This is a genomic window from Aestuariivirga sp. (genome assembly GCF_965227715.1).
Taxonomy (GTDB): domain Bacteria; phylum Pseudomonadota; class Alphaproteobacteria; order Rhizobiales; family Aestuariivirgaceae; genus Aestuariivirga.
In genome coordinates this window covers 243,664-267,146 of record NZ_OZ245771.1, presented here as the reverse complement: position 1 = coordinate 267,146, position 23,483 = coordinate 243,664, and the positions used below count along the sequence as shown (strand labels likewise).

The following is a 23,483-nucleotide window of genomic DNA, read 5'->3' as shown; positions in this document are numbered from 1 at the left end:
AGAGTTCCGGCCTCACGCTTTTGAAAGAGGCCGCCCGGAATGCCCTCGCTTTCACCCTACCTCACCACCGCCGCCCTGCCCGCTGAAGGCCTGCTTGTTGGCCGCGTCTGGAACCCCGCCGTTGATGGCCCCTGCGTGGTGAAGCGTGAAGGCGGCAGCCTGATTGACATCACCTCAGCCTTCCCGACCATGCGTGACCTGTGCGAGGCGCCCGATCCCGCCCGCGCCGCGCAGAGTGCAACGGGCGAGACCCTCGGCAGCATTGACAGCATCATGGCCAACACGCCGCCGGAAACGCGGGACGCTTCCCGGCCGTGGCTGCTGGCACCTGTGGACCTGCAGGCGCTGAAGGCAGCGGGTGTGACCTTCGCCACCTCCATGCTGGAACGCGTGATCGAGGAACGGGCCCGCGGCAACCCGGCCGCCGCTGCCGAAATCCGCACCACCATCGGAACCCTGATCGGCGAGGACCTTTCGAAACTCCGTGCCGGCTCACCTGAGGCGATGCAGCTCAAGACCGTGCTGATGGAAAAGGGTGCCTGGTCGCAATATCTTGAAGTCGGGATTGGGCCCGATGCCGAAATATTCACGAAATCGCAGATCATGTCCGCCGTGGGCCATGGCATGGAGGCTGGGCTGAACCCGGTTTCGACCTGGAACAATCCGGAGCCGGAAGTGGTGACCGTCGTTTCCTCCGCGGGCAAGATCGTGGGTGCGATGCTGGGCAATGACGTGAACCTGCGCGATGTCGAGGGACGCTCGGCATTGCTCCTCGGCAAGGCCAAGGACAACAATGCTTCGTGCGCGCTAGGCCCCATGATCCGGCTGTTTGACGGCGCCTTCTCGCTTGACCACGTGCGGCGCATGCAATTGTCGCTGAAGGTCGAGGGCGAGGATGGCTATGTGCTGAACGGCGGCTCCAACATGAGCAAGATCAGCCGGGACCCGGCCGATCTCGTGGGCCAGATGATCGGGCCCAATCATCAGTACCCGGACGGTGCTGTCCTGTTCCTCGGCACGCTGTTCGCGCCCGTGGAGGACCGGGACGCGCCGGGCAAGGGCTTCACCCACAAGATGGGGGACATCGTGACCGTGAGCACGCCGGAACTGGGAACGCTGGCCAACCGCATGACCAGCTGCGAAAGGGCAGCGCCCTGGACCTACGGCGCGAGCCATCTGATGCGCAACCTGGCGAAACGCGGGCTTCTCTGAGCACTCCCAATCCGGGAATTTAGTCCTTGAAAGCGCGCGCTCGTCAGGGTATGAACGGGCATTCTCAATAATTGGGTTCGTATCGGGCTGAGGCCTTTGGCTTGACCGGGGACTCTTGCATCTTGAGATGCGTTGTCTTGCTTTTCCTCTCCCACATCGGGGGGAGGGGAAAACGAAGAGCCGAATACCACGGGATCGTGCGGTCAAGTGAGATCACGGGCAGATTTACTCTCCACCCGTTCCGTCACCCCAGCGAAGGCTGGGGTCCCGCTTTGTGCCAGCACGTGCGGCAGCACAGCGGGATGCCAGCTTTCGCTGGCATGACGGTGCGAGCTGGAGGCTGGTCTCAGTCGAACGCGTGCCAATTTGCACTCCACCCGGTCCGTCACCCCAGCGAAGGCTGGCATGACGGTGCGAGCTGGAGGCTGGTCTCAGTCGAACGCGTGGCAATTTGCACTCCACCCGGTCCGTCACCCCAGCGAAGGCTGGGGTCCCGCTTTCGGTCCGCATGTGCGGCCACCACAGCGGGATGCCAGCCTTCGCTGGCATGACGGTGCGAGTTGGAGGCTGGTCTCAGTTGAACGCGTGGCAATTTGCACTGCACCCGGTCCGTCACCCCAGCGAAGGCTGGGGTCCCGCTTTCGGTCCGCATGTGCGGCCACCACAGCGGGATGCCAGCCTTCGCTGGCATGACGGTGCGAGTTGGAGGCTGGTCTCAGTTGAACGCGTGGCAATTTGCACTCCACCCGGTCCGTCACCCCAGCGAAGGCTGGGGTCCCGCTTTGAGCATCTTCGGAAAGCACAGCGGGATGCCAGCTTTCGCTGGCATGACGGTGCGAGCTGGAGGCTGGTCTTAGTCGAACGCGTGGCAATTTGCACTCCACCCGGTCCGTCACCCCAGCGAAGGCTGGCATCCCGCTTTGTGCCAGCATCTGCGGCAAGCACAGCGGGATGCCAGCCTTCGCTGGCATGACGGTGCGAGTTGTTGATCGGGGTATCTGTTTTGGGGCGGAGGAATGATGATGACGATCTGGGATTGGCTCTGTCAGCTGCAGCAGGGTCTGGTCGAAGCCGCAGCGTGGGTCATGGCACCCATGAGGAGAAATCCCTCCGCCGCCGGGGCAGGATTTGATAGGATTCCGCCTGCGGAGGTGCCCACCATGAACATCCATCTCGATCCCGTCGCCGAGCTTGCCGCAAATGCCGCCCTGCCCTTTGCGCAGGCGCGCGCCATGCCGAAGAGCGTTTATACGTCGAAGTCGTTTCTCGACGCGGAGCTCAGCCACGTGTTCTCGCGCGAATGGTATTGCGTGGGGCGGGCCTCGTCACTGAAGGAGGCTGGGGATTACCTCGCCTTCGAACTCGCGGGCCAGCCCCTGATGGTGATCAAGGGCAAGGATGGCGTGATCCGCTGCCAGTCGAACGTCTGCCTGCACCGCATGTCGGTGCTGCTCGAAGGCCGCGGCAATGCCAGGTTGATCACCTGCCCCTATCATGGCTGGACCTATGAGGCGGATGGCACCTTGCGCGGCGCACCCGCCATGAAAGCCAATGAAGGCTTCTGCAAGGAGCACTACCGCCTGCCGCAGATCAGATGCGAGAACTGGCTGGGCTGGGTGATGGTCTCCCTCAATCCGGACGCCCGGCCGGTTGCTGAGCATTTCGCGGAGGTGGAGGAACTGATCCGGCCCTTCGACATGGCGAACTACACCGAGTGGTTCAATGAGAGCTTCGTCTGGAACACCAACTGGAAGGTGCTGGCCGAAAATTTCATGGAGAGCTACCACCTGCCCGTCTGCCATGCCGGCACCATCGGGGGGTTATCGAAGCTCGATGAAATGATCTGCCCGCCGTCACCGCCGCATTTCAACTGGCACACGATCCTGAAGGACCCCGCCTTCCGCATCGCCTGCGCGCACCCGTCCAACACGCGCATGGAAGGGGACCTGCGGCGGACGACATTCCTGCTGGCGCTCTACCCGTCGCTGCTGATCACGCTGACGCCGGGCTATTTCTGGTACCTCTCGCTCCACCCCGTCAGCGTGGGCGAAGTGCATGTGCGGTTTGGGGGCGGCATGTCGAACGACTTCCTGGGTGACCCCGACGTGCCGGAACTCTTCGCAACCCTCAAAGAGTTGCTCGACAAAGTGAATGTGGAGGACAAGGGCTGCACGGAACGGGTCTATCGCGGCCTGTGCTCCGACATGGCCGTGCCGGGCCATCTCTCGCATCTGGAGCGGCCGAATTATGATTTCGCCAATTACCTGGCGCGGATGACAACTCCCGCCTGAGACCCGTCAGCCTCTCCCGCTGACGCGGGAGAAGTTGAAGGCAGGGCTACAGATCCTGCACGTCAATCACGCCCGCGATGGCCTTGATTGCGCCTTTGATCTGCGGGGTGACTGTGAATTTGTTGCCGAGGGAGACATGGACCTCGCGGCCCTGCTCCATCAGCACGACGAGCCGCACCGGGGCCCTGCCGCCATTGGTGAGGCGCGCAGCGATTGACTCGAGCGGCTTTGAATCGCGGACGAAGATTTCCAGGCCCGCCACCATCTGGGAGGCGGCCTTGTCCAGCATCTCCACGCCCTGGAGCCTGAGCTTCACCTCCTCGCCTTCGACATCGGCCTCGACCCGGGCGATGACGGCATTGCCGGGCTCCAGCAGATCACGGCAGGCGGCGAGCGTGTCCGAGAAGCAGATGGTTTCGAACTGGCCGGTCGGATCCGAGAAGCCAACGAAGGCAAATTTGTTGCCGGATTTGGAGCGGCGCTCCTGGCGGTGGGTAATGGTGCCGGCGAGCTTTGCCGCGCGGGCGCCCTTGGTGAGGGCCTTTTCATAGAAGCTTGCGTATGTATCAACCGAAAGCTTCTGCAGGGGTTTCATATAATCATCAAGCGGGTGGCCCGAAAGATAGAAGCCCACGGCCTCAAACTCCTGCGCCAGCTTGTCCATGGGGAGCCAGGCATCGCGCCGTGGGAGGACCAGATCATCGGAGGTGCTGGACATGCCGCCGAAGAGATCGTTCTGGCCAGCCTGCGCGGCACTGGCTGCGCGGTTGGCCATGGAGAGGATCGACTCGACCGCGTCCAGCACTTGCGCGCGGTTGGGGTTCAGACAATCGAAGGCGCCGGCCTTGACGAGGCTTTCCAGCGCCCGCTTGTTGACGGCGCGCGCATCGATGCGCTTGGCGAATTCGCCCAGGGACTTGAAGGGGCCACCCTCCTCCCTCGCCTTGACGATATGCTCAATGGCGCCGGCGCCCACGTTCTTCAAAGCCGCGAGCGAATAGAGGATGGCACCGTTCACCACCGCGAAATCAACGCCGCTCGCATTGACCGATGGCGGGATGACCTTGACGCCGATGCGCTGCGCCTCCCGGCGGAAGAGCATCAGCTTGTCGGTGTTGCCCATGTCGAGCGTCATCGAGGCGGCGATGAACTCGACCGGGTGATTGGCCTTGAGCCAGGCGGTTTGATAGGAGACGACCGCATAGGCTGCTGCGTGGGACTTGTTGAAGCCGTAGCCCGCGAATTTCTGGACGAGTTCGAAGATGTTGTCGGCCTGGGTGGGATCGACCTGCTGTTTCGCGGCACCTGAAACGAAGCGCTCCTTCTGCGCATCCATCTCCGCCTTGATCTTCTTGCCCATGGCGCGGCGCAGAAGATCGGCCTCGCCCAGCGAATAGCCCGAGAGCACCTGGGCAATCTGCATCACCTGCTCCTGATAGACCATGATGCCATAGGTCTCTTTCAGGATCGGCTCGATCAGCGGGTGAAGATAGTCGGGCTCCTCCTCACCCTTCTTGCAGGCGATGTAACGCGGGATGTTGTCCATCGGGCCCGGGCGGTAGAGCGCCACGATGGCGATGATGTCCTCGATGCGGTCCGCGCGCATTTTCTTGAGCACGTCACGCATGCCCGAGCTTTCCAGCTGGAACACGCCAACCGTATCGCCATGGCCCAGCATCTCGTAGGTCTTGGGGTCGTCGTAGGGAATGTTGTTGATGTCGAAGGAAGGCTCCCGCACGCGGATCAGCTTCTGCGCCTTCTCGATCACCGTGAGGGTCTTGAGGCCGAGGAAGTCGAACTTCACGAGCCCGGCCTTCTCGACATATTTCATGTTGAACTGGGTGGCCGGAATGTCTGACCGCGGATCGCGGTAGAGCGGCACCAGCTCTTCCAATGGCCTGTCGCCAATGACGACGCCCGCCGCATGGGTGGAGGCGTTGCGGTAAAGCCCTTCGAGCTTGAGCGCGATTTCGAACAGCGTGCGGACCGTGGGGTCCTTGTCGCGCTCCTCCTGCAGCTTCGGCTCGCCATCAATCGCCTGACCGAGCGTTACCGGGTTGGCGGGGTTGTTGGGGATGAGCTTCGAGAGCCTGTCCACCTGGCCATAGGGCATCTGCAGCACGCGGCCCACGTCGCGCGTGACCATGCGGGCCTGCAACTTGCCGAAGGTGATGATCTGGGCCACGCGGTCAGACCCGTAGCGCTGCTGCACATAGGTGATCACCTCGCCGCGCCGGTCCTGGCAGAAGTCGATATCGAAGTCCGGCATCGACACGCGCTCCGGGTTCAGGAAGCGCTCGAAGAGGAGGTTGAAGCGGAAGGGGTCAAGGTCCGTAATGGTCAGCACATAGGCGACGAGCGAGCCTGCGCCCGAGCCGCGGCCGGGGCCCACGGGAATGCCGTTCGACTTCGCGTAGCGGATGAAGTCCGCCACGATGAGGAAGTATCCCGGAAATTGCATCTTGTTGATGACGTCGAGCTCGAAGTCCAGACGGCTCACATAATCTTCGCGCGTGCGGCCTTCAACGAGGCCGCGGGTGGCCAGGCGTTCCTCGAGGCCCGCATGGGCCTGGATGCGCAGTTCCTCCGCTTCGTCCCCTTCGGCATAGCGCGGCAGGATGGGCGCGCGGGATTTGACGCGGTAGGCGCAGCGCATGGCGATCTCGATGGTGTTCTCGACCGCCTCCGGAATATCGGCGAAGAGGGCCGCCATTTCCTGCTGGCTCTTGAAATAATGCTCAGGCGTCAGCCGGCGCCTGTCCTCGGTGATCAGCACTTCGCCTTCGGCAATGCAGATCAGCGCATCATGCGCGGCGTAGTCATCCACCTTCGCGAAGTAAGGCTCATTGGTGGCGACCAGCGGCACTTCGAGGTCATAGGCCAGCTGGACGAGGCCCTGCTCCGTCTCGCGCTCAGGCTTCAGGCCATGGCGCTGGAGTTCGATATAGAGGCGGTCTCCGAACACGTCCTTGAGGCGCTGGAGATGCTCGGCCGCGAGCGAGCCCTGACCGGCCAGCAGCGCATCATTGACCGGGCCATCGGACCCGCCGGTGAGGCAGATGAGGCCTGCCGAATGCGCCACCAGATAATCCCAGGTGATGTGATGCTCGGCGTTCTCGGGGCTTGAGAGATAGGCCCGGGACGAGAGCTTCATCAGATTATGGTAGCCCTGCTCATCCTTCGCGAGGAAGGCCATGGAGGGAATGCGGCGAAGCCCGCCCGTGTGCTTGAGGCCCCCTTCCTTCTGCGCGATCAGATCAATCTTCAGCGTGCAGCCGATGATGGGCTGGATGCCCTTTTCCGCCATGGCATCCGAGAATTCGAGCGCGCCGAACAGATTGCCGGTGTCGGTGATGGCAACGGCGGGCATCTTCGCGTCCTTCGCGAGGACGGCCAGCGCCTTGATCTGGAGTGCACCCTCAGAGAGCGAAAACGCCGTGTGGGTGCGCAGATGCACGAAGATCGGGGGCTGGTGGGGCGAGTCGGCCATGGGTTCAGGATACAGCGGCAGCGGGCTTCATCACACCGCCCGCTTGCCCTCATGCACAGCCATGTGAGCACCCTCATAGGCGGCGAGGAACATGGCCAGATTGTCCGGCAGGTGTTCCGTCAGGTAGCCCCCTTCCTGCACGATGACGGTGGGGAGCTTCAGCGAGGCAATATCGGCTGCAATCCGCGCAAAGCCCGCTTGCGTGACCCGGCCACCCTGAAGGGGGTCCTGCTCGTGTGCATCAAGGCCGAGCGCGATCACCAGCGCGTGGGGCGCATAGCCCTGGATCGTCACCAGCGCCTGCTCCAGCGCGGCCAGCCACGCATCGTCCCCTGCGCCCACGGGGAGCGGCAGGTTCAGGGTGAAGCCGCGGCCTTCGCCCTCGCCTTTCTCATCCGCGCCACCCCAATAATAGGGATAATAGTCATCGGGCGTGGCGTGGATCGAGACGGTGAGCACGTCAGGCCGGTTGTAGAAGATCGACTGGGTGCCATTGCCGTGGTGAACGTCGACATCAAGGATGGCGACGCGGGCGTGATCTTTCCGGAGGTGCTGGGCGGCGAGTGCTGTGTTGTTCAGGTAGCAGAAGCCGCTTGCCTTGTTGGCATAGGCGTGGTGGCCGGGCGGCCGGCAGAGCGCGTAGACCATGCGCTCGCCCCCCAGCACCATCTCCGCCGCGGTCAGCGCCGTCATGGCGGAGGCGCGGGCTGAGTCCCAGGTCCTGGCCGTCATGGCGGCCGAAAAATCCATGAGGAAGCGCCCGGCCCTCGCCATGATGTGCTCGGACGCGTGAAGTGAGGGGGCGAGCGGCCTGAGGCTGGGAATGAGGTCCGGTGCGGCCCCGTCGATCTTCGCCCATTCGGCATGGGCGGCTTTCAGGAAATCCAGGTAGCGCTGGTTGTGGACCGTGTTCAGCACCGCCTCATCAAAGCGGCGCGTGGCGCAGATCTGCGCTCCCGCCTGGCGCGCACCTTCGAGAAGGGCCCGGGCCCTGTCAGGGCTTTCGGGATAGTCCACGATATGGCCCTTGCTCAGGAAATAGCTTGGCGCATGGCCAAGCTGCAGGGCGGAGAACACGGCCTTCATGTCAATCCTGTGCAATCCGGCCCCGGTCCAATCGGGCAATGCGGCTCATGCCGCGGGCGAGATCCAGATTATGCGTGGCGACCAGGGCGCCCAGCCCCTCCTCCGCAATGAGGCGGAGGAGTTCTTCATGGACATGGGCCGCCGTCTCGGGATCGAGGTTACCGGTCGGCTCATCCGCCAGCAACAGCAGCGGGCGGTTGGCGAGCGCACGGGCAATGGCGACGCGCTGCTGCTCGCCGCCCGAAAGCTCTGACGGGCGGTGCTCAAGCCGCGGCCCCAGCCCCATGCGGACCAGAAGATCGCGGCCGCGCTCATCGGCTTCAGCGCGGGTGGCGCCGGCGATGAGTTGCGGCATCATCACATTCTCCAGCGCCGTGAACTCCGGCAGCAGATGATGGAACTGATAGACGAAGCCGATGCCGATGCGGCGGATGCGGGTTCTGGCCCTGTCATCCAGCTTGGCGCAGTTCTGGCCCGCGATGAAGACTTCGCCCGCCGTTGGCGCCTCCAGCAGGCCTGCAATATGCAGAAGCGAGGATTTGCCGGAGCCGGACTGGCCGACAAGCGCCACGATTTCACCGGCGCGGACCGTCAAATCCAGATCCTTGAACACCTCGAGCCTGCCCTTGCCCTCGGCATAGGAGCGCGCCACGCCGCGAAGTTCAAGCGCTGGGGTAAGCTCGCTCATTCGTAGCGCAGCGCCTCAACCGGATCGAGCTTCGCGGCCCGCCAGGAGGGATAGAGTGTGGCCGCGAAGGAAAGGCCCAAGGCCATCAGCACGATCAGCACCGTCTGGTAGGAATCCATCCGCGCGGGCAGCTGTGCGAGATAATAGAGCTCGGGGTTGAAGGGATCCACACCCGAAACCCAGGAGATGAACTGCCGGATGCGCTCCGTGTTGAGGCAGATCAGCAGGCCCACCAGGAAGCCGCCAAGCGTTCCCGCCGTGCCGATGGCGGCTCCGGTGAGGAAGAACACGCGCTGAATCGTGCCGCGCGTTGCCCCCATTGTGCGCAGGATGGCGATGTCCCGCCCCTTGTCCTTCACCAGCATGATGAGGCCCGAGATGATGTTGAGCGCGGCCACCAGGATGATCATCGTCAGCACCAGGAACATCACGTTGCGTTCAACTGCCAGCGCGTTGAAGAAGGTGGAGTTCCGCTCCTTCCAGGTGGAGACCGCCATGTTGGTTCCCGCATCCGAGGTGATGGGAAGCAGATATTGCTCCACATTGTCCGGGTCGTCGACCATCACTTCGATCTGGTTCACGCCATCCTCGGTGACGAAATAATCCTGCGCTTCGGCGAGCGGCATGTAGATCACGTTCTCATCATAGTCCGACATGCCGACCTTGAAGATCGCCACCACCGGATAATCCCGGATGCGCGGCGCAGTACCGATGACCGTGTCCGGACCTTCCGGCGAGATGATGGTGATGCGGGAGCCGAGCCCCAGCTGGTGGCGCCAGGCCATGCGCTCCCCGATGGCCACGCCGCCCGACGCCTCGAAGCCCTTGAAGGAGGCTTTATCGTCTGGAATATAGTCCTTGTTGATGGCGGTCCGCAGATCACCGTTGTTGAGGCTCGGAAGCTTCTGGATGTCTGATTCCGAAATGCCGCGAACCAGTGCGCCCGTGTTGTTGTGCAGGCTCGAAGCCATGGCCTGGCCTTCGATCAAGGGCACGGCGCGGACGACGCCGGGGATCTTCGACAGCCTGTCTGACAGGGCCTGGTAATCGGTGATGGGCGAAATGTCGGAGTGGTAGACGCTCACATGCCCCTGGAAGCCCAAGATCTTGTCCAGCAATTCGCCGCGGAAGCCGTTGAGAACGGCCATGACCACGATCAGCGTCGCCACCCCCAGCAGGATGCCGAGGAATGAGAAGAGCGAGATGACGGAGATGAAGCCTTCCCGGCGGCGGGCGCGCAGATAGCGCCCCGCCAGCATCCACTCGAAGCGCGCAAAGGGCTTCGTGTCAGGAAGGGCCTTGTCCATCAGCGGGTGAAGCGGGTGAGAAGCTGGTCCAGTGCCACGTTCTCGCGTGCACCCGTCTTGCGGTTCTTCACCTCGGCAATGCCGTCCTTCAGGCCGCGCGGCCCGATGATGACTTGCCAGGGAAGGCCGATCAGGTCCATGGTGCCGAACTTGGCGCCGGCACGCTCATCGCGGTCGTCATAGAGCACATCGACGCCCTTGGCTTCGAGCGCCTTGTAGAGGTTTTCGCAGGCGGCATCTGTCTCGGCATCACCCACCTTGAGGTTGATGAGCCCCACCTTGAAGGGCGCCACCGGTTCCGGCCAGATGATGCCCGCCTCATCATGGCTCGCCTCGATGATGCCGCCGACGAGACGCGACACGCCGATGCCATAGGAGCCCGATTGCACGGGAACCATCTTGCCGTCGGGGCCCTGCACCACGGCCCCGAGCGGCTCCGAATATTTGGTGCCGAAGAAGAAGATGTGGCCGACCTCGATGCCGCGGCCCGTCACCCGGCGCTCGGCAGGAACACGGGCTTCATAATCGGCCTGGTCATGCATTTCGGAGGTTGCGGCATATTTGGAGGTGAACTCGTCCACCACCTTGGCGACCGCCTCCACATTATCATAGTCGATCTCAAAGGCCTGCCAGTCCATGTCATGGAAGGCGCGGTCCATGAACACTTCCGATTCGCCGGTGTCGGCGAGAATCAGGAATTCATGACTGTCCTTGCCGCCGATCGGCCCCGTCTCGGCGCGCATCGGCACGGCCTTGAGCCCCATGCGGGCGAAGGTCTTGAGGTAGGAAACGAACATCTTGTTATAGGAATGCTGTCCGGATTCACGCGTCAGGTCGAAGGAATAGGCGTCCTTCATCAGGAACTCGCGGCCGCGCATCACGCCGAAGCGCGGGCGCACCTCATCGCGGAACTTCCATTGGATGTGATAGAGATTGCGCGGCAATTCCTTGTAGCTCTGCACGCCCTGACGGAAGATATCTGTGATCATCTCCTCATTGGTGGGGCCGAACAGCATGTCCCGGTCGTGCCGGTCCTTGATCCTGAGCATTTCCTTGCCATAGGCATCATAGCGGCCGGACTTGCGCCAGAGGTCGGCGGGCTGAATGGTCGGCATCAGCACTTCGAGGGCGCCTGCCCGGTTCTGCTCTTCCCGCACGATTTGCTCGATCTTGCGTAGCACGCGATATCCCATCGGAAGCCAGGAATAGCTTCCCGCTGCCTCCTGACGAATCATGCCGCTGCGTAACATGAGTTTGTGGGAGACGATTTCCGCTTCCTTGGGATCGTCCCGCAGAATGGGCATGAAATACTGGGAGAGGCGCATGGGAATCCTGCTTGGGGGGCGTTTGCGGCTCTTTTACGGGAAATGCCCCGGAACTCAAGCATGAGGGCGGAGAGGCCAGGGACAATCCCCCTCACTCACGCCAAAATGGAGTTTTCCACTGGCCTGCACCGGCCCTCGAAAATATGGCACGCGTGTGACATTTTTAACTCGACAACTCTCTGGCTTGTGATAGTTTTTTTCACATTAGAGAGACGGCCACGGTGTGCACTTCGGTGACCCAGGTCTGGGGAGGCAGGTTTCCGGGCGCGCAACAATGCAGCTGCCCCGCCGGTTCGGTCACCGGCAGTAGAGAAACCCAAAAGGAAAGAAGAAGGCGAGACCGGTGTCTCGCCTTCTTCCTTTTTGGGCCTGCCGGATTGCCCCCCGGCGTTCCAGCTTTCTTGCATCTTCGTTACGTGCGAATTGTTGCTGCAGATCAAATTCCGGAAATTTATCTTCGGTCCAGCCTTGGGCGTGGCGCGTGGGGGGAAGCGGGATCCCAGTCTTCGCTGGGATGACGGGATTGACGGCTAGGGTACTCTCTATCGGCCGTCACCCCGGCACAGGCCGGGGTCCCGCTGTGGGCGGTGGAGCGCGGGGGCAAGCGGGATCCCAGCCTTCGCTGGGATGACGGACGTCACTGGGGGGTGTTCAGCCGGTCAGTTTGCCCAGGTATGGAATGTCCTCGAAGCCGATCCAGCGGTAGGTCATTTGACCCCAGATCAGCGCGAAGACCAGGGCGGACAGAATCGTGGTGGCGATGACCTTGCGAAGCATCAACGGGCGGATGGGCGCGCCATGCTCATTTCCGGGCTCAACCACAGCTCCCGCTTCATGGGCATTTCGAACGCCCCAGGGCAGCACGGCGAACAGGCACACCCACCAGACGATGAAATAAATGGCAAGACCACTCTCGAACGTCATGCCTGCTCCAGTTCAACCAGCGTGCCGCAGAAATCCTTGGGGTGAAGAAACAGCACTGGCTTGCCATGCGCACCTGTCTTCGGATTTCCATCGCCCAGCACCCGCGCACCTTGCGCTTTCAGATGGTCACGCGCTTCCAGAATATTCTCGACCTCGTAGCACAGGTGGTGGATGCCGCCGCCCGGGTTCTTCTCCAGAAAGCCCTTGATGGGGGAGTTCTCGCCCAGTGGCTCCAGAAGCTCGATCTTGGTGTTGGGAAGTTCAACGAAGACGACCGTGACGCCATGGTCGGGCTCAGCCTGCGGGGCCGAGACCGTGGCGCCCAGCATGGTGCGGTAGACGGCCGTTCCGCTGGCAAGGTCCGGCACGGCAATGGCCACGTGATTCAATCGTCCGAGCATGGGCGCAGTCTCCTGTCGGGGCGGTATGTAGGGGTAAGTCCGCCGGGGCTCAATGCGGCCTTTCGGCCAAGGTGCGGATGATCCACGCCTGCTGCTCCGGAAACGGGACGCCACGCGGCTCGAACAAATGCCTGTTCAGAAAGAAGGCCGCGAGTTTCAAACCGTCGATGATGTCAGCCGCCGGTGCGGCCACGCCGCTTTCGCGGAGGAATGCTGGAAGCGGAAACAGCCTGTCCTGAAAGGGGGCACCGGCCTCTGCCGAAACCGCCTTGCCGCTCCGGGGGGAGACAAAGATCAGGCCTTCGCGCACGCCGGTTGCCGCACAGCGGGATAGATCGAGCCCGAAACCCAGCTCATCCAGAAGCCCCATTTCCCAGCGCACCAGTAGGGCGGGCCACACAAGATCGTCCGAAATCGCGTCCAGCACCACGCGGAGGGCCTCATAAACGCGGGGGTGCGGCTCTCGCTCGGGCAGGAGCTGCGAGAGCCCAGCAAGGGTCGCAAGCCCGGCGAGCCGGAAGGGCTCTTCCATGATGGCCCCGGCGCGAAGGTCCATGGGTTCGAGCACGAAGGTGCCGAGCTGTTCCTCAAGCCTCGCCCGCCACACGGCCTGGACGGCATTGCCGGCCTGCAGCACCGGGCGCTGCTGGCGTGAGCGGCCGCCGCGCACCAGCCCCATGGCGCGGCCATGCCCGGCCGTCAGGATCTCGGCGATGGCGCTGGTCTCGCCATGGCGGCGGACGGAAAGGATCACGCCTTCGTCACGCCATTCCATGGGATCAGACGTCGAGGCCCATGTTGCGCAGGCGCTCCTTGTCCTCCGCCCAGTTCTCGCGCACCTTGACGAAGATGAAGAGATGGACCTTGCGGCCGAACTGCTTTTCCATTTCCGCCCGCGCCATCTGGCCCAGAAGCTTCACCTGCTGGCCACCCTTGCCCAGCACGATGGCCTTCTGCGTGTCACGCTCGACATAGATCACCTGGTCGATCTTGACGGAGCCGTCTTTGCGCTCCTCCCAGCCTTCTGTCTCGACCGTCGATGAATAGGGCAGCTCTTCATGCAGCCGCTCATAGATCACTTCGCGCGTCATTTCGGCGGCCATGAAGCGGAGCTGCACATCCGCCACCTGGTCTTCCGGGTAGAGCCAGGGGCTTGCCGGCATTTTCTCGCCCAGATACTTCAGAAGGTCCTGCGTGCCGGAGCCGTTCAGCGCGCTCACCATGAAGGTCTGCTCGAAGTGGAAGGCCTCATTGAAGGCCGTCGTCACGTCCATCAGATGCTCGCGCTTCATCAGATCGATCTTGTTGATGACGAGGATGGCTTTGGTCTTGGTGGCCTGAAGCTGCGCGATGATCTCTTTCGCCTCGTCGGTAAGGCCGGGGCGGCCGTCGATCAGCAGGATCACGGCATCGGCGTCCCCTGCCCCACCCCAGGCATTCTGCACCATGGCGCGGTCCAGCGTGCGCTTTGGCCGGAAGATGCCGGGCGTGTCGACCAGAATGATCTGGGCATTGCCCTCCATCACAATGGCGCGGATGCGGGCCCTGGTCGTCTGCACCTTGTGGCTGACGATCGAGACCTTGGAGCCGGTGAGCTGATTGACCAGCGTGGACTTGCCCGCATTGGGCGCGCCGATGATGGCGCAGAAGCCGCAGCGCGTGGGGCCCGTAATCTTGGTGGTTTCGTCCGTCATGGCCTGATCCCTTCACGTTTCAGGAATTGATCCGCCGCGTCCATTTCTGCCCCGCGCTTGCTCTTGGCGGTGCCAAGTGCGGGGTCCTTGCCTTTGACGTCGACCGAGACGGCGAAGACCGGCTCATGTTCCGGCCCTTCCCTGCTTACGACCTTGTAGGCCGGAATGGGAAGCGCGCGGGCCAGCGCCCACTCCTGCAGAAACGTCTTGGCGTCCTTCACCGTCACCCGCGGGTGCCGGAGGAGGCCATCCCAGGCCTTCAGCACGAAGGCCCGGGCCTGCTCGAACCCGCCATCGAGATAGATGGCGGCGACGAGGGCTTCCATCGCATCCCCCAGCAGGGTGCGGTTCAGGTTCATGCCCTTGGCGCGCTCGCCCGTGCCGATGATGACGAGTTCGGATAGGCCAACAGTATCTCCCGCTTCAGCGCAGGATTCGCCGCGCACAAGGGCGGAGTGAATGGCCGTCAGCTCGCCTTCGCCATGGCCTGGATAGGTGCGGAACAGATATTCGGCGATGACCAGGCCCAGCACCCTGTCACCTAAGAATTCGAGGCGCTGATAGTCGCCCTTATGGGCCTGGGTGGAGCCGTGCGTCAGCGCCTCCACCAGCAGGTCTTCATTGGAAAAGCGATAGCCGAGCCGCTCTGAGATTTCGTCGCGCTGTGCGGTGGAGAAGCGGGTCAAGGCCTTCTCAGATCAGCGTGAAGAACCTGTTCCAGCGGATGGCGAAGGGCCATTCCCACACTTCGAACAGGCTGGCATCCGGCGAAACCGAGAAGAAGATGATGTCTGCACGGCCCACGAAATTCTCCAGCGGCACATAGCCCACGCGCGGGTAGCGCGAATCCTGCGAATTGTCACGGTTGTCGCCCATCATGAAGTAATGGCCGGCGGGAACGATGTATTCATCCGTGTTGTCGGCTTCCCCCACGGATTCGGTGTCGAGCACATGGTATTGGACGCCGTTCGGCAGGGTTTCGTTATACTGCGGAACCGGTGTCTGGAGGCCGGGCTCGGAACTGTCCACGAAGTCCTGGATGCGCTCCTTCTTCACGGCGGCGCCGTTGATGAAGAGAACGCCATCGCGCATCTGGATGCGGTCTCCGGGCAGGCCGATGACGCGCTTGATGTAGTCGATGTTGGTGTCTGTCGGCAGCTTGAACACGGCAACATCGCCGCGCTTCGGATCAGCCGCGAAGACGATGCGGCCCGGGAAATCCAGGTTGCAGCAGGAGATGATCTCATGCCCGAACATGCCGAGCGAGAAATTGAAGGAATAGCGGCCATAGCCGTAGGACAGCTTGGACACGAAGAGGTAATCGCCAACCTTCAACGTCGGATACATGGAGGCCGACGGAATGTTGAAGGGCTGGTAGAGGAAGGTCCTGACGACAAAGGCGATCAGCAGCGCCTGGATGATGACCTTGACGGTCTCCCACAATCCGTCTTCTGATTTGCGCCGCGTGTCCTGTGCCGCCGCCATCGTCTTGTCTTTCTGATGCAATTCGCCGGGCCATGAGCACCCGGGCCATATGAACCCCGGCGTATAGCCTTTGCCCGAAGTCGATGCAACGCAACGGCGTTCAAGCACTGCCACTGTTGCCAATAGGATACAGTGGCCCGCTGATTATGGGGTGTCCGGCATCGCCTCGATCATCACAAAGGCGTGCGCATAGGGAAAATCATCGGTGATGGTCAGGTGAATGCGCGGCCGGTGGCCTTTCGGCACCAGCCGTTCCAGCTGTTCCAACGCGCCCCCGGTCAGCACCATGGTGGGCTTTCCAGAGGGCTCGTTGACGACCCCCATATCCTTCCAGAAGACGCCCCTGCGGAAGCCTGTACCCAGCGCCTTTGAGCAGGCCTCCTTGGCGGCGAATCGCTTGGCATAGGAGGCCGCCCGCTGGGCGCGGCGCTCCGACTTCACGATTTCGACCTCCGTGTAAATCCGGTCGATGAAGCGCGCGCCATATCTGCCGAGGGTCTGCTCGATCCGGCGGATGTCGATCACGTCATTGCCGATTCCGAGGATCATTTGAGGCCGCGGCTCCCCGGCTTGATGGCGGGAACGGCGGCGAGCTCCGGCGGCAGCTTGTCCGCCTCCCAGGTGGGAATGTCGAGCCTCGTCAGCGCGGCGAGCGGCACGCCGATATCGGCCTTTCCGCCGGACCGGTCGATCAGGCAGGCGGCACCGACGGTAATGCCCCCCTCCTCATTGATCCCCTCGATGCACTCGCGGGAGGAGAGGCCCGTCGTCACGATATCCTCGACCATCACGACGCGGGCGCCCTTGGCGATGTTGAAGCCCCGGCGCAGCACCAGCTTGCCGTCCACCCGCTCGAAGAAGATCGCCGGAACGCCAAGCTGGCGGCCCATTTCATAGCCCACGATCACGCCCCCCATGGCGGGAGATGCAACAAGATCGATGGGAGAGGTGACCATCGCCTTCACCTGCCCCGCCAGCACCGCGCAGAGCCTCGCCGCGCGCTGAGGGTCCATCAGCACGCGCGCACATTGCAGGTAGCGGTTGGAATGAAGCCCAGAGGAGAGCACGAAATGCCCCTCCAGCAATGCGCCTGCCGCGCGGAATTCGTTCAAAACCTCATCTTGCGTCATCTTGAAACTCCCCTCCTAAGCTAGGCGATCACATGTGGCCCTTTACCCTTTTTTTCCTCTCCCCCACGCATGTGGGGGAGAGGGTGGGGTGAGGGGGTCGTTCCGCGCGGATGCCGCTTGCATTCTGATTCAAACATTATGCTCGCGGACAGGCCCCCTCACCCTGCCCTCTCCCCCAGTTGGGGGAGAGGAAAAAAGCGGATACCAAATCTTCACATGCGATAGACCTTCCTCCTATCCGGTCTTGCGGCTCACATCGCTGACGGGTGGCTTGCCGCGCAGGCTCGCCATGATCTCGTTCAGATGCTTCAAATCGTGAACCTCGAGCGTGATGTCCACATCATAGAAATCGCGCGCGCCTTCGCGGGCCACCATCATCAGCGCGTCGATGTTGCCGCCAAGGTCGCTGATCACTTGCGTTACCTGCGCGAGCGAGCCCACTTCGTTCAGGATCGTCACCGTGATGCGGGCCGGAAAACGTTGCTCTTCCGCACCCGTATCCCAGGCGAGGTCAACCCAGCGTTCCGGCTGGTTGTCAAACTGCTCCAGCGCCTTGGCGAAGATCGGGTAAATGGTGATGCCTTCACCGGGCGTCAGAATGCCAACAATGCGTTCGCCCGGAACGGCCCCGGTTTCGGGGGAGATCTTGAGGGCCGTCGTGCGTGACACGCCGCGCACCGGCACGGAGAGTGCGGGATCGTTCTTCTTGGTGGGCGCCTTGCGGCGGAGTTCCTTCAGCTTGGTGTCATCAATGGTGAGCCCCATCGCCTTCAGGACGTCGATGGCGGAAAGCTCGCCCCGGCCGATGGCAGCCAGCGCATCGTCCATGTGCTTGTGGCCGAGCCTTGGAATGGCGGCGGCCACTTCCTTCTCGACATAGGGCTTGCCGAGCTTGGCCAGCGTCTTCTCGACGATCTCGCGGCCAAGGCCTGCGAATTGCTTGCGGGCGGCGGCGCGGGTGGCCCGGCGGATGGCGGCGCGGGCCTTGCCGGTGACGGCGAGGCCTTCCCAGGCTGCGGGCGGCGTTTGCGCGTCAGACCTGATGATTTCAACTTCGTCGCCGTTGCTGAGCTCCGTGACCAGCGGCGCGTGGCTGCCATTGACCTTGGCTCCCACGCAAGAGTCGCCCACGGAGGTGTGAACCGCATATGCAAAATCGATGGGCGTTGCGCCCTTGGGAAGTGCAATTAGCTTGCCTTTGGGCGTGAAGCAGAACACCTGGTCATGGAACAGCTCGAGCTTGGTGTGCTCAAGGAATTCGCGCGGGGATTCGCCCTCCTGGAGCATCTCGACGAGATGGCGGAGCCAGCGGTAGGCATTGGATTCGGCAGCCGGCGCCTTGAAGCCGTCGAGGGCTTCCTTGGCGTCCGGCGCATCCTTGTAGATTGCATGTGCGGCCACGCCCCGCTCGGCGATTTCATGCATAAGCCTTGTGCGGATCTGCATTTCGACGCGCATGTGGTGGGGGCCGATCACGGTCGTATGGATCGAGCGGTAGTCATTCTGCTTCGGCGTCGAGATATAATCCTTGAAGCGCCCCGGTACCGCGCGGTAGGTCCGGTGGATGATGCCAAGCGCCCGGTAGCACTGGTCGACCGTGCCGACGATCACCCGGAAGCCGAAGATGTCCGACAGCTGGCCGAGCGAGAGAAGCTTCCGCTCCATCTTGCGGAAAATCGAGAACGGGCGCTTCTCGCGGCCGTAGACTTCCGCCTTGATGCCGTTCTCGACCAGCTTCTGGGTCAGCTCCTGCTCGATGGATTTGAGAATGCCGCCAGACTCGGCGTGGAGCTTCGCGAGCCGGTCCAGGATGATTTTGTTGGCCTCCGGGTTCAGCACCTGGAAGGCAATGTCTTCAAGCTCGTCGCGCACGGCCTGCATGCCCATGCGCCCGGCAAGGGGCGCATAGATATCCATCGTCTCCTGGGCGATCCGCAGCCGCTTTTCCGGGTTCACATGCTCGAGCGTGCGCATGTTGTGCAGGCGGTCCGCGAGCTTCACCAGCAGCACCCGCACGTCGCGGGACATGGCGAGGAGCAGCTTTCGCAGGTTTTCGGCCTGGGCGGCCTCCTTCGTCACGAGGTCAAGCTTGGCGATCTTGGTCAGGCCATCGACGAGGGAGGCGATCTCCTTCCCGAATTTTTCTTCGATTTCCTGGTGGGTTGCAGCCGTATCCTCCACCGTATCATGAAGCAGGGCGGCGGCAATCGTGGCCGAATCGAGCTTCATTTCGGTGAGAATGGCCGCCACTTCCAGCGGGTGGTTGAAATAGGCCTCGCCCGAGGCCCGCTTCTGGTTGCCATGCGCCTTCATGGCATAGACATAGGCGCGGTTGAGGAGGTCCTCATCCGCATCCGGGTCATAGCGGGTGACCCGTTCCACAAGCTCATACTGGCGCATCATGGGCGCAACCTTAGGACAAAAAAGGCCGGACTCCAGAGGTCCGGCCTTGAAACGTCAAAAAAGCTTGGGCGATCAATAACCGTTGCGCTGGCTGCCTGGGCTTTCGGCGGGCGGCATGCCCTCAAGGCCGCGCAGCATGTCCTCTTCGGTCATCTGCTCCATCTCAACCTGATCCTCGACGGCGGCATCATTGACGATGCTCATGTCACCGGACTGCTGGATGAGCGGCACCTCGGTTGCTTCCGGCTCGTCCACTTCCACATGCTTCTGCATGGAGTGGATGTATTCCTCGCGCAGGTCTTCCGGCACGATGGTCTCGTCCGCGATTTCACGGAGCGCCACGACGGGGTTCTTGTCGTTGTCACGCTCGACGGTGATGTGCGCGCCCTGAGAAATGGAGCGGGCGCGGTGGGCGGCGAGCAGAACCAGCTCAAAGCGGTTCGGCAGCTTATCGATGCAGTCTTCAACGGTGACGCGCGCCATGGGGCTCGTGCACTCCTTTTGAATTGAACGGAATTGCGGGCTCTTAGGCGGATTTTGCGGCCAAATCAAGCCCGGCTTGCTACGGGGTCAGCCACACCGCCGCGAGGCCCAGAAAGGCGAAGAAGCCGACGACGTCCGTCACGGTGGTCACGAAGGTGCCGGAAGCGACCGCTGGATCGATGTCGAAGCGGTCGAGCGTCAGCGGCACGAGGATGCCGGCGAGGGCCGCCGCCAGAAGATTAATGATCATCGCCGCGCCGATGATGAGCCCCAGCTGATTTGACCCGAACCACGCCCAGGCGAAGACCCCCACGATCAACGCGAAGAGCACCCCATTGATGAGGCCCACGGCGCATTCCCGCAAGGTGAAGCGCATGGCGTTGACGGGGCTTAAAGAGCGCGTGGCCAGCGCCCGGACGGCGACCGTCATGGTCTGGGTTCCGGCATTGCCGCCCATGGAGGCGACGATGGGCATGAGCACGGCCAGGGCCACCATTTGCTGGATCGTGGCGCCGAACTGCGAAATCACCCAGGAGGCGAGGAGCGCCGTCAACAAATTGACGAAGAGCCAGGCAAAGCGCGATCGCGTGGTTTCGATAACGGTGTTGCTGATCGCCTCCTCGGCACCCACACCACCCAAATGGAGGACCTGTTCCTGCGCCTCTTCCTGGATCACGTCCACAATGTCATCCGCCATCAGCGTGCCGATCAGGCGGCCGCTGTCATCCGTCACAGCGGCGGAGACGAGGTTATATTTGTCGAAGCGGAAGGCCACGTCATCCTGCGCGTCGCTCGCGCGGAAGACGGTCTGCTCATCCTCCATCACCTGCTCGATCCGGCGGTCAGGCGCCGAGCGCAGCAGCCTGGCCAGGGGCACGGTGCCCACGAGGTGAAAGGACGGGTCCACCGCATAGACTTCGATGAACTGGTCGGGCAACCCCTTGTCGGAGCGGATGAAGTCATTGGCCTGGCCCACCGTCCAGTTGGACGGCACCGCCACGAACTCCGTCTTCATCAGACGGCCGGCGGTGTCTTCCGGATAATCGAGGGCGCGGGTGAGGGCCGCACGGTCTTCCTTTGGCACCTTGGACAGGATCTCGCGCTGGTCGTCGCGCTCGAGATCTTCGATGAGGTAGAGCGCGTCGTCCGTGTCGAGTTTTTTAATGGCCGAGGCGATGACGTCGTTGGGCAGCGCCTCCATCAGCTCATCGCGGACACCCTCGTCGAGCTCCGCCAGCGCCTCGGCATCGAAGCTCCGCCCCAGAGCGGCGATGAGGCGCACGCGGTCCTGCTGGTTCAGCGCCTCGATGACGTCCGCCAGGTCAGCCGCGTGAAGGTCCCGGACCAGGGCACGGATTGCTTTCGGCTCGCCGCCATCCAGCGTCTCGACCACGCGCGCGCGGAAGGACGGATCAACACCGCCCCAATCATCATGCGTTCTGGTGGTTTCGAGATCGGACATGGGGCGAAGCTCAATCCCATTCTCCGGCCCTGCGCAAGTTGAAAGCGCCTGACGGTGCGCAAGCCCTGCGCCATGGACCGGTAAATGGAATGGGTCTAGACTTCGCGTCAGCGATCAGGAGTTCCGTCCCATGCATCTGTCCCGCAGATCACTTCTGGCACTTGGCGGTGCGTTGGCGCTCTGCCCCCGCGGAGCAGTGGCCGCCCCCCTGGCAGCGCTCTATCAGGCCCGGACCATCGTGACCGGGCGCCGCCCCGAAACCACCGTTCCGGGGCTCGCACGCTGCCTGGCGCAGGTGCTCGTGCGCGTGTCGGGAGACCAGCGCGTGGCCCAGCACCCTGCCCTGGCGGGCCTCAGCACATCGCCCGAGGCGGGGGTCAAGGGCTATTCCTACCGCGATCTTTATGCCTCCCGGCCGCTCAAGGACGAGCAAGGCACGCGTGACCGGCCCTATGAGATGACCGTGGAATATGTGCCAGCCGAAATCGACGCGATGCTGGCGAAGCTGGGATCCAGGCCCTGGCTTGCCGAACGCCCGCGCCTCGTTGTGTTTCTCGCCGTCCACCACATCGGCAGCACATTTATTCTCAGCTCTCTGGCTGACCAGGGTGACCTGATGCGCGAGTCCTTCAAGGATGCCGCCTGGAATTCGGCCATGGAGGTGGTGATCCCCTCCGCGGAGACCATTGCGAAGGCTGGACTCACGGTGGAGACCCTGCCCGGCGCGCCGCTTTCGTCACTCCTGGAACGGGTGGACCGCAAGGTGGGTCAAATCCCCCTCGCCGGGACGCTGGATTGGAGCAAGGAGCTGCTCGCCTGGAAGGCCACATGGCGCACTGGGGCGGGGGGCATGGAGCACAGCTGGCAGGTGGCGGGCGTCAATTTCGATGCAGCCTTCCGGAACGGCGTTGGGGGTTCGGCACAGATCCTGTCCGGCAATGGCGATCCTGCGTGAGGCAAAGTGCAAGGGCCGCGCCTTGAGACGCGGCCCTCAAGCGCGGGCACCCAGTACATCCGTGGTGTGCCTCAGCGCCGAAAGATGACGTGATGGACCTGTTAGTCTGCGCGAAGCTGATCCGCCGCAGCCTTGCCGCTGCGCTTGTCTGTCACGATCTCATAGGAGACCTTCTGTCCGTCCTTGAGGCCCTGGAGCCCTGCGCGTTCAACTGCGCTGATATGAACGAACACATCTGGACCGCCTGATGCAGGCTGGATAAATCCGTAGCCCTTCTGGGCATTGAACCACTTCACGGTACCTGTCTGCACGTGAGTTCCTTTCAGGACCGCCTGAGCGGCGTGCCGGTGGCACAGCGCCCCTCAAATCTGCCGGTATTGCTGCTGATGACAAATGCACTCGCGCGGGACAGCTGTGACCCCTCGGCCAAACCGGTCGAAAACATCCCCTCCCCCCTCGCGCAAGCTGTGCAATGCGCGAAACGACGGAACAGTGCGTTGGTTCCCGTCTTTGCAGTCTCTCACGTCTTGGTTTCGTCCGGGCGGGGAACTGGGAGGTGCTACGCGCGTTCCCGTAGGGACCAAGATGCGAACGGAGTGTGACATGAGTACGATACCGGTTCAGAAGCGGCGGCCCCGCACTGAAAAGAACATTGACGAGACGATCGACGAATCTTTTCCGGCAAGCGACCCACCGTCCTATTCCCGCACTGCGGGGGCTGGCGCTCCAAAGCGGGAAAAGCCCAAGGATAAGGAAGAGGGCGACAAGGAATGAACGTGTTCGCCCCCCAGAAAAGTTCCCCCGACGCTGCTGGAGAGAAGGCGGCCGATGGTGACACCGCGAGTGACGTAAAATACCGGCAGGATGCGGCGAATTATGTCTCGGCCATGGTGGCGGAGCTTCGCCAGATTGCCGCTAAGGCAGGTTTTGACAAGCTCGTGACCGCCTTGGACAGCGCCTACTATGAGGCCTATGGCGCCATGGATGGAAAGGCCCGGGAGACCCCTTCCGGAGCTCAAGAAAAAATTTCTGAACGCGTGGAACCAAAGGTCTCTGCGCAGCGTTAGGGGTCGCTTGTCTCTCTCGGGCCAAGATTGGGTGTTCCGGTCACTCTTGTGGATTGCCCCCCGGCGGGGTGGCCGGACAC

The 23,483-nt window shown here is 62.7% G+C and carries 22 protein-coding genes; 5 read left to right on the top strand and 17 right to left on the bottom strand.

Annotation, left to right across the window (positions count from 1 at the left end; translation table 11 throughout):
- Positions 1 to 39: 39 nt before the first annotated feature.
- Positions 40 to 1,212 carry a fumarylacetoacetate hydrolase family protein gene (locus ACO06F_RS01245; protein WP_421694888.1) on the top strand — a complete coding sequence of 391 codons (1,173 nt, stop codon included), beginning with the start codon at positions 40 to 42 and terminating at the stop codon, positions 1,210 to 1,212.
- Between the two features lie 1,160 nt (positions 1,213 to 2,372).
- On the top strand, positions 2,373 to 3,503 hold the full coding sequence (locus ACO06F_RS01240) for an aromatic ring-hydroxylating oxygenase subunit alpha (RefSeq protein WP_421694887.1): 1,131 nt from the start codon (positions 2,373 to 2,375) through the stop codon (positions 3,501 to 3,503).
- A 46-nt stretch (positions 3,504 to 3,549) separates the two neighbouring features.
- Here ACO06F_RS01240 and dnaE read toward each other — a convergent pair whose 3' ends face one another.
- The 16 genes from dnaE to mgtE form a co-directional block, all read right to left on the bottom strand.
- Entirely contained in the window at positions 3,550 to 6,993 is a 3,444-nt protein-coding gene (dnaE, locus tag ACO06F_RS01235; protein ID WP_421694886.1) for a DNA polymerase III subunit alpha, read from the bottom strand.
- Between the two features lie 30 nt (positions 6,994 to 7,023).
- On the bottom strand, positions 7,024 to 8,079 hold the full coding sequence (locus tag ACO06F_RS01230) for a histone deacetylase family protein (protein ID WP_421694885.1): 1,056 nt from the start codon (positions 8,077 to 8,079) through the stop codon (positions 7,024 to 7,026).
- A gap of 1 nt (position 8,080) precedes the next feature.
- Complete coding sequence (locus ACO06F_RS01225) at positions 8,081 to 8,767, bottom strand: ABC transporter ATP-binding protein (RefSeq protein ID WP_421694884.1); 687 nt, start codon at positions 8,765 to 8,767, stop codon at positions 8,081 to 8,083.
- Entirely contained in the window at positions 8,764 to 10,074 is a 1,311-nt protein-coding gene (locus ACO06F_RS01220; RefSeq protein WP_421694883.1) for a lipoprotein-releasing ABC transporter permease subunit, read from the bottom strand. The genes ACO06F_RS01225 and ACO06F_RS01220 overlap by 4 nt, the downstream gene beginning before the upstream one ends.
- Entirely contained in the window at positions 10,074 to 11,399 is a 1,326-nt protein-coding gene (gene proS, locus ACO06F_RS01215) for a proline--tRNA ligase (protein WP_421694882.1), read from the bottom strand. Before proS ends, ACO06F_RS01220 begins: the two co-directional genes overlap by 1 nt.
- Before the next feature lie 651 nt (positions 11,400 to 12,050).
- Positions 12,051 to 12,323 carry a DUF1467 family protein gene (locus tag ACO06F_RS01210; RefSeq protein ID WP_421694881.1) on the bottom strand — a complete coding sequence of 91 codons (273 nt, stop codon included), beginning with the start codon at positions 12,321 to 12,323 and terminating at the stop codon, positions 12,051 to 12,053.
- The gene (gene mce, locus ACO06F_RS01205; protein WP_421694880.1) at positions 12,320 to 12,724 is read right to left on the bottom strand and encodes a methylmalonyl-CoA epimerase; all 405 of its coding nucleotides are present in this window, start codon (positions 12,722 to 12,724) and stop codon (positions 12,320 to 12,322) included. Before mce ends, ACO06F_RS01210 begins: the two co-directional genes overlap by 4 nt.
- A 49-nt stretch (positions 12,725 to 12,773) precedes the next feature.
- The gene (recO, locus tag ACO06F_RS01200) at positions 12,774 to 13,499 is read right to left on the bottom strand and encodes a DNA repair protein RecO (protein ID WP_421694879.1); all 726 of its coding nucleotides are present in this window, start codon (positions 13,497 to 13,499) and stop codon (positions 12,774 to 12,776) included.
- Positions 13,500 to 13,503: 4 nt separating this feature from the next.
- Complete coding sequence (gene era / locus ACO06F_RS01195) at positions 13,504 to 14,418, bottom strand: GTPase Era (RefSeq protein ID WP_421694878.1); 915 nt, start codon at positions 14,416 to 14,418, stop codon at positions 13,504 to 13,506.
- The gene (rnc, locus tag ACO06F_RS01190) at positions 14,415 to 15,104 is read right to left on the bottom strand and encodes a ribonuclease III (RefSeq protein WP_421694877.1); all 690 of its coding nucleotides are present in this window, start codon (positions 15,102 to 15,104) and stop codon (positions 14,415 to 14,417) included. Before rnc ends, era begins: the two co-directional genes overlap by 4 nt.
- A 7-nt stretch (positions 15,105 to 15,111) precedes the next feature.
- On the bottom strand, positions 15,112 to 15,903 hold the full coding sequence (gene lepB, locus ACO06F_RS01185; protein WP_421694876.1) for a signal peptidase I: 792 nt from the start codon (positions 15,901 to 15,903) through the stop codon (positions 15,112 to 15,114).
- Positions 15,904 to 16,047: 144 nt separating this feature from the next.
- Complete coding sequence (gene acpS, locus ACO06F_RS01180; RefSeq protein ID WP_421694875.1) at positions 16,048 to 16,452, bottom strand: holo-ACP synthase; 405 nt, start codon at positions 16,450 to 16,452, stop codon at positions 16,048 to 16,050.
- Positions 16,449 to 17,033 (bottom strand): orotate phosphoribosyltransferase, encoded by a 585-nt coding sequence (gene pyrE / locus ACO06F_RS01175; protein WP_421694874.1) that lies wholly within the window; start codon positions 17,031 to 17,033, stop codon positions 16,449 to 16,451. Before pyrE ends, acpS begins: the two co-directional genes overlap by 4 nt.
- 234 nt (positions 17,034 to 17,267) lie before the next feature.
- The gene (locus ACO06F_RS01170; RefSeq protein WP_421694873.1) at positions 17,268 to 19,436 is read right to left on the bottom strand and encodes a RelA/SpoT family protein; all 2,169 of its coding nucleotides are present in this window, start codon (positions 19,434 to 19,436) and stop codon (positions 17,268 to 17,270) included.
- A gap of 72 nt (positions 19,437 to 19,508) precedes the next feature.
- Complete coding sequence (gene rpoZ, locus ACO06F_RS01165) at positions 19,509 to 19,919, bottom strand: DNA-directed RNA polymerase subunit omega (RefSeq protein WP_421694872.1); 411 nt, start codon at positions 19,917 to 19,919, stop codon at positions 19,509 to 19,511.
- 79 nt (positions 19,920 to 19,998) lie between these two features.
- On the bottom strand, positions 19,999 to 21,381 hold the full coding sequence (gene mgtE, locus ACO06F_RS01160) for a magnesium transporter (RefSeq protein WP_421694871.1): 1,383 nt from the start codon (positions 21,379 to 21,381) through the stop codon (positions 19,999 to 20,001).
- A 130-nt stretch (positions 21,382 to 21,511) separates the two neighbouring features.
- On the opposite strand from mgtE, the gene ACO06F_RS01155 reads away from it, so the two are divergent.
- Positions 21,512 to 22,336, top strand: a complete 825-nt coding sequence (locus ACO06F_RS01155; RefSeq protein WP_421694870.1) for a DUF2066 domain-containing protein — start codon at positions 21,512 to 21,514, stop codon at positions 22,334 to 22,336.
- Positions 22,337 to 22,437: 101 nt separating this feature from the next.
- On the opposite strand, the gene ACO06F_RS01150 is transcribed toward ACO06F_RS01155, so the two are convergent.
- Positions 22,438 to 22,647, bottom strand: coding sequence for a cold-shock protein (locus ACO06F_RS01150; protein WP_421694869.1), 210 nt, complete (start codon positions 22,645 to 22,647; stop codon positions 22,438 to 22,440).
- 292 nt (positions 22,648 to 22,939) lie between these two features.
- Between ACO06F_RS01150 and ACO06F_RS01145 the strand changes: the two genes are divergently transcribed.
- Positions 22,940 to 23,110, top strand: a complete 171-nt coding sequence (locus ACO06F_RS01145) for a hypothetical protein (protein ID WP_421694868.1) — start codon at positions 22,940 to 22,942, stop codon at positions 23,108 to 23,110.
- Positions 23,107 to 23,403: a hypothetical protein gene (locus ACO06F_RS01140; protein WP_421694867.1), complete on the top strand. Its 297-nt coding sequence runs from the start codon at positions 23,107 to 23,109 to the stop codon at positions 23,401 to 23,403. Before ACO06F_RS01145 ends, ACO06F_RS01140 begins: the two co-directional genes overlap by 4 nt.
- Positions 23,404 to 23,483 lie beyond the last annotated feature (80 nt).

Bases quoted from the DNA above. Each gene is read 5' to 3' on its own strand.
- era (WP_421694878.1), bottom strand. From the start codon at position 14,418: ATGACGGACGAAACCACCAAGATTACGGGCCCCACGCGCTGCGGCTTC.
- pyrE (WP_421694874.1), bottom strand. From the start codon at position 17,033: ATGACGCAAGATGAGGTTTTGAACGAATTCCGCGCGGCAGGCGCATTG.
- rpoZ (WP_421694872.1), bottom strand. From the start codon at position 19,919: ATGGCGCGCGTCACCGTTGAAGACTGCATCGATAAGCTGCCGAACCGC.
- ACO06F_RS01220 (WP_421694883.1), bottom strand. From the start codon at position 10,074: ATGGACAAGGCCCTTCCTGACACGAAGCCCTTTGCGCGCTTCGAGTGG.
- proS (WP_421694882.1), bottom strand. From the start codon at position 11,399: ATGCGCCTCTCCCAGTATTTCATGCCCATTCTGCGGGACGATCCCAAG.
- lepB (WP_421694876.1), bottom strand. From the start codon at position 15,903: ATGGCGGCGGCACAGGACACGCGGCGCAAATCAGAAGACGGATTGTGG.
- ACO06F_RS01240 (WP_421694887.1), top strand. From the start codon at position 2,373: ATGAACATCCATCTCGATCCCGTCGCCGAGCTTGCCGCAAATGCCGCC.
- dnaE (WP_421694886.1), bottom strand. From the start codon at position 6,993: ATGGCCGACTCGCCCCACCAGCCCCCGATCTTCGTGCATCTGCGCACC.
- ACO06F_RS01140 (WP_421694867.1), top strand. From the start codon at position 23,107: ATGAACGTGTTCGCCCCCCAGAAAAGTTCCCCCGACGCTGCTGGAGAG.
- ACO06F_RS01245 (WP_421694888.1), top strand. From the start codon at position 40: ATGCCCTCGCTTTCACCCTACCTCACCACCGCCGCCCTGCCCGCTGAA.
- ACO06F_RS01145 (WP_421694868.1), top strand. From the start codon at position 22,940: ATGAGTACGATACCGGTTCAGAAGCGGCGGCCCCGCACTGAAAAGAAC.
- mgtE (WP_421694871.1), bottom strand. From the start codon at position 21,381: ATGTCCGATCTCGAAACCACCAGAACGCATGATGATTGGGGCGGTGTT.
- acpS (WP_421694875.1), bottom strand. From the start codon at position 16,452: ATGATCCTCGGAATCGGCAATGACGTGATCGACATCCGCCGGATCGAG.
- mce (WP_421694880.1), bottom strand. From the start codon at position 12,724: ATGCTCGGACGATTGAATCACGTGGCCATTGCCGTGCCGGACCTTGCC.
- ACO06F_RS01225 (WP_421694884.1), bottom strand. From the start codon at position 8,767: ATGAGCGAGCTTACCCCAGCGCTTGAACTTCGCGGCGTGGCGCGCTCC.
- ACO06F_RS01210 (WP_421694881.1), bottom strand. From the start codon at position 12,323: ATGACGTTCGAGAGTGGTCTTGCCATTTATTTCATCGTCTGGTGGGTG.
- recO (WP_421694879.1), bottom strand. From the start codon at position 13,499: ATGGAATGGCGTGACGAAGGCGTGATCCTTTCCGTCCGCCGCCATGGC.
- ACO06F_RS01170 (WP_421694873.1), bottom strand. From the start codon at position 19,436: ATGATGCGCCAGTATGAGCTTGTGGAACGGGTCACCCGCTATGACCCG.
- ACO06F_RS01155 (WP_421694870.1), top strand. From the start codon at position 21,512: ATGCATCTGTCCCGCAGATCACTTCTGGCACTTGGCGGTGCGTTGGCG.
- ACO06F_RS01230 (WP_421694885.1), bottom strand. From the start codon at position 8,079: ATGAAGGCCGTGTTCTCCGCCCTGCAGCTTGGCCATGCGCCAAGCTAT.